A 3783-nucleotide genomic window follows, 5' to 3' on the forward strand; every position below is an offset into this window, starting at 1 on the left:
GTATTGGAACGCGATCATCAAGCACGGCGGCAAGCCGAGCTACTGCGGGTGGTGCAAGGACAAGTGGGGCATCTCGTGGCAGATCACCCCGCGCGTGCTGACCGATGCCATGGCCAAGGGCGGCGAGACCGCCCGCCGCGCATTCACCGCCATGATGGGTATGCGTAAAATTGACGTGGCGGCGATAGAGGCTGCGGTAAGAGGTTGAGCGGCCGGCAGTACATGCGGCGCAATCCCCGCAGGGCATTGCGCCGCATGTATCTTTCCGACTCGATGTCACCCCTCATTTGAGGCAGCGCGGGTCAGCTATCTGCTGTACCGACGCGAGCGTAGATAAGGCGGAATGTCCTGTGGGGATTGCGCCCTACCAGTGCGTTGGCTCACGGCACCTGATTTTGCTGCTGCAGCCGTTCCAAATACGCACAAAACATATCCGCCATCGCGTCCGAATACGCCTTGATCGCCTTCACGGTACGCGGGCTTTCCGAGAACTGCTTGCCCACTGCGCTAAGCGTATCCTTGATCAGCTCGCCGACCAAGGTGCGCTGCACTTCGCTGGCGTTGGGCAGTACCTCGGCCATGAAGTTGGCGATGATGCCTTCGCCCTCGCGCTTGGCTTCGATCGCCTCGGGCGCATCGCGGTAGAGCGGGGCGGCGTCGCTCAGGGCTACGCGCATTTCGGCCTCGTCGCATTCAGACCGCACAAAGGCGTGCACCAGAGCGCGCAGGCGGTCTAGCGGCGGCTTGCTGCTGTCGTCCAGGATCTTGCGCAGCATATCTATGGTCTGCTGCCACTCGTCGCTCTGCAGCCGGAACAGGATGGCGGCCTTGTTTGGGAAGTACTGGTAAACCGAGCCTATGCTCACCCCGGCCCGCTCTGCCACCCGCGCGGTGGTAAAGCGCTGCGCACCTTCCTTGGCCAAAACCTGAGTAGCGGCCTGCAAGATGCTGCCGACCAGCTCGTTGGAGCGGGCCTGTTTGGGCTGCTTACGCGAGGAAATCTGGGCTTTCTGGCGTTCGGTCATGAGCGGGCCTGGAATGCGAATACGAAATGTGAATGATTCATCGCATTATAGCTCCGTACTTTCAATGAACGGAGTTAGCAATGAATACCTTGACCCAATCCCACGTATCCACCGTCCTTGGCCGCTTATTCCGCGAAGCGGAAGCCAGCCTGCCTATATTGCAGCGCGTGGTTGCTGGCGTGAGCGAGGCTGAGCAGGACAGGCTGATGCGCAGCAAGACCGACTACATCGACCTCTACAGCCGCCTCAAGGACGTAGCCCTGCCGGTGTCCGAATCCGCTGGCAAGCTGCTCTATATGCTGGCCCGCGCCAATGGGGCGCAGCGCATCGTGGAGTTCGGCACCTCGTTCGGCATCTCTGCCTTGCACCTGGCTGCCGCGCTACGCGACAACGGTGGTGGCCGGCTGATCACCTGCGAGTTCGAACCCAGCAAGGTGGCGCGGGCAAGGCAGAACCTGGCGGACGGCGGCCTGCTGGACCTGGTAGAGATCCGCGAGGGCGACGCGCTGCAGACTTTGCAGCACGACCTGCCGGACAGCATCGACCTCGTCTTCTTGGATGGCGCCAAGTCGCTCTATGCAGACGTCTTGAACCTGCTGGAAAGCCGCCTGCGGCCCGGTGCCTTTGTGATCGCGGATAACACCGACCACTGCCCGGACTACCTGGCGCGCGTGCGCTCGCCCAATGCCGGCTACCTCTCGGTACCGTTTGGCGATGAGGTGGAATTGTCGATGCGGCTCGGTTGAGGCTCGCAGGGCGGCAACTTCAAGCGAAGTTCCGCCCTGCTACACACTTAGCTGTGGCCGGCGGCAGCGCGCTCCATCAATACGTCCTTGGCCGCTAACATCCCGTTGATGGCGGCCGGGAAGCCGGCATACGCCGCCATATGGATTATGGTCTCGACCAGCAGCTCACGGCTGCCGCCCACGTTCAAGAGGCCGTGGCAGTGCACCTTGAGCTGGGCGGTGGCCGTGCCCAGCGCGGTCAGCGCGGCCACGGTGGCGACCTCGCGGCTCAAGAGGTCCAGGCCTGGCCGGCGGTAGATGTCGCCAAAGGCGAATTCGATGACGAATCTGCCCAGGTCTGGCGCAATGTCCTTCAGGCTCTCCACCACCCGCACGCCCACCTCGCCGTCTATCTCCTCCAGCGCCGCCCAGCCCTCGCGGTAGCGCTGGGTGGCGTCCGTGGCAGCGCTGGTCTGGACCACATAGTCGCTGGGCTGTAGCTGCCGCTCTGCAAAGACTTCCTTGGCGGCAAACAGGGCATTGAGCGCGGCCGGGATGCCGGCGTAGATCACCATATGCAGCAGCGTCTCCACCACCTCGGCCGGGCTGCAGCCCACGTTCAGTGCGCCGAGAATATGGAACTTGAGCTGCGGCCTGGCATTGCCCAGCGCGGCTAGCGCCGCGATGGTGGCGATCTGCCGCTGGCGCGGGCTCATGCCAGGGCGGGCGTAGATATCGCCATAGCCAAACTCCACCGTCAGCCGCGCCAGGTCGGGTGCAATATCGGCAAGGCGGCGAGCAGGGCCGGCTCTTGGGTGCCGGCCACTTGCTGGAGCTGGGCCAGGCCACGTTGGTAGCGGGTTTCATTCATGTTTGCCTCGTAGTGGTTGGCGGCACCGCCGGGGTAGGGCGCCTGCTATGGGACAAATCTAGGGCGTGGCAGCGGTTTGCCGCCAATGCCATTTTGCTGATACCTTTTTTGTATGAGCCAACCCCTCAAGCACAAGCAGCTGGCCTGTTTTATTGCCGTGGCCGATACGCTGAACTTCCGCCAGGCGGCCGAGCGCCTGCACATGACGCAGCCACCGCTCAGCCGGCAGATCAGTCAGCTGGAGGACGTGCTGGGCGTGCAGCTGTTCGAGCGCAGCCGGCGGGGCGTGAGCCTGACCGAGGCGGGCGAGCGCTTTTTGCCCGATGCCCGTGCCCTGCTGGGCCAGGCCGATGCACTGATCGAGAAAGCCCGCGACTATGCGCAGGGTGCAGAGCATGTGCTCAACATCGGCATCACCACCGCGCTGGACGCGATGGCCTTCCCCGACCTTGCCGCGCTCTTCCGTACCCGCTGGCCCGAGGTAAGGTTGAACCTGGTGCCGCAGCGCTCCATCGAGCTGATCAAGCGCCTGCAAAGCGGCGAGCTGGATGCCGCACTGCTGGGCCTGCCGTCCCGCACCGGGGACCTGCTGGTAGAGCATGTCTACGACGACCCGCTGGCCGTCGCCCTGCCCAAGGGCCACCCGCTGGCCCGCAAGCGCCAGCTGGCCCTGGCCGACCTGCAGGTAGAGACCCTGTTCTGGTTCAAACGCGCCCTCAACCCCACCTACCACGACCACTGCCAGCAGGTCTTCCAAGCCTTGGCCTTTTCGCCACGTACCATCCCAGAGCCCACCGACCACCACGTGCTGCTGGGCATGATCGCCGCCGGCCAAGGCATCGCCCTTATCCCCAGCTCCCTCAAGGCTATCCAGCGGTCGGGCGTGGTCTACAGATCGCTCAAGGAAGGCGCGCAGCTGGCCATCGGCATAGGGGTGGCAAGGCGGCAGGGAGCGGTGGCGCCGTTGGTGGGGGAGTTGGTGGAGAGTGTGCGGACCTACTACAAGAGCCTGACAGGTTGAACTGACCCGTAGATACTGTTATCCGAGTCAAGCGGCGTGCAGTGCCGGATTGAATGGCAAGCCCGACTTGAGCACGCCGAAGGCGACCTGAGCCAGCTTGCGCATCATCGCCCCAATGATCAGCTTTGGGGGCTTGCCATT

Annotated in this window: 5 protein-coding genes and 1 pseudogene; 3 read left to right on the top strand and 3 right to left on the bottom strand. The window is 63.8% G+C overall.

The genetic code is table 11. The features are described 5' to 3' along the window. On the top strand, window positions 1–208 hold a 208-nt coding region (locus VIM95_RS17015), incomplete at its 5' end, for a VOC family protein (protein ID WP_331988101.1). 172 nt (window positions 209–380) lie between these two features. On the opposite strand, the gene VIM95_RS17020 is transcribed toward VIM95_RS17015, so the two are convergent. Continuing rightward, the gene (locus tag VIM95_RS17020) at window positions 381–1025 is read right to left on the bottom strand and encodes a TetR family transcriptional regulator (RefSeq protein ID WP_331988103.1); all 645 of its coding nucleotides are present in this window, start codon (window positions 1023–1025) and stop codon (window positions 381–383) included. Between the two features lie 80 nt (window positions 1026–1105). On the opposite strand from VIM95_RS17020, the gene VIM95_RS17025 reads away from it, so the two are divergent. Continuing rightward, complete coding sequence (locus tag VIM95_RS17025) at window positions 1106–1771, top strand: O-methyltransferase (protein ID WP_331988105.1); 666 nt, start codon at window positions 1106–1108, stop codon at window positions 1769–1771. Between the two features lie 47 nt (window positions 1772–1818). Here the strand turns inward: VIM95_RS17025 and VIM95_RS17030 are convergent, their stop codons facing one another. Next, window positions 1819–2505, bottom strand: coding sequence for a carboxymuconolactone decarboxylase family protein (locus VIM95_RS17030; protein WP_331988107.1), 687 nt, complete (start codon window positions 2503–2505; stop codon window positions 1819–1821). A 228-nt stretch (window positions 2506–2733) separates the two neighbouring features. On the opposite strand from VIM95_RS17030, the gene VIM95_RS17035 reads away from it, so the two are divergent. Continuing rightward, window positions 2734–3642 (top strand): LysR family transcriptional regulator, encoded by a 909-nt coding sequence (locus VIM95_RS17035; RefSeq protein ID WP_331988109.1) that lies wholly within the window; start codon window positions 2734–2736, stop codon window positions 3640–3642. A 27-nt stretch (window positions 3643–3669) separates the two neighbouring features. On the opposite strand, the pseudogene VIM95_RS17040 reads toward VIM95_RS17035, so the two are convergent. After that, a pseudogene (locus VIM95_RS17040) lies at window positions 3670–3783 on the bottom strand (IS110 family transposase); the annotation flags it as partial.

It is taken from the genome of Chitinimonas sp. (assembly GCF_036568685.1).
Lineage (GTDB): Bacteria > Pseudomonadota > Gammaproteobacteria > Burkholderiales > Chitinimonadaceae > Chitinimonas.

Bases quoted from the DNA above. Each gene is read 5' to 3' on its own strand.
- VIM95_RS17020 (WP_331988103.1), bottom strand. From the start codon at position 1,025: ATGACCGAACGCCAGAAAGCCCAGATTTCCTCGCGTAAGCAGCCCAAA.
- VIM95_RS17025 (WP_331988105.1), top strand. From the start codon at position 1,106: ATGAATACCTTGACCCAATCCCACGTATCCACCGTCCTTGGCCGCTTA.
- VIM95_RS17035 (WP_331988109.1), top strand. From the start codon at position 2,734: ATGAGCCAACCCCTCAAGCACAAGCAGCTGGCCTGTTTTATTGCCGTG.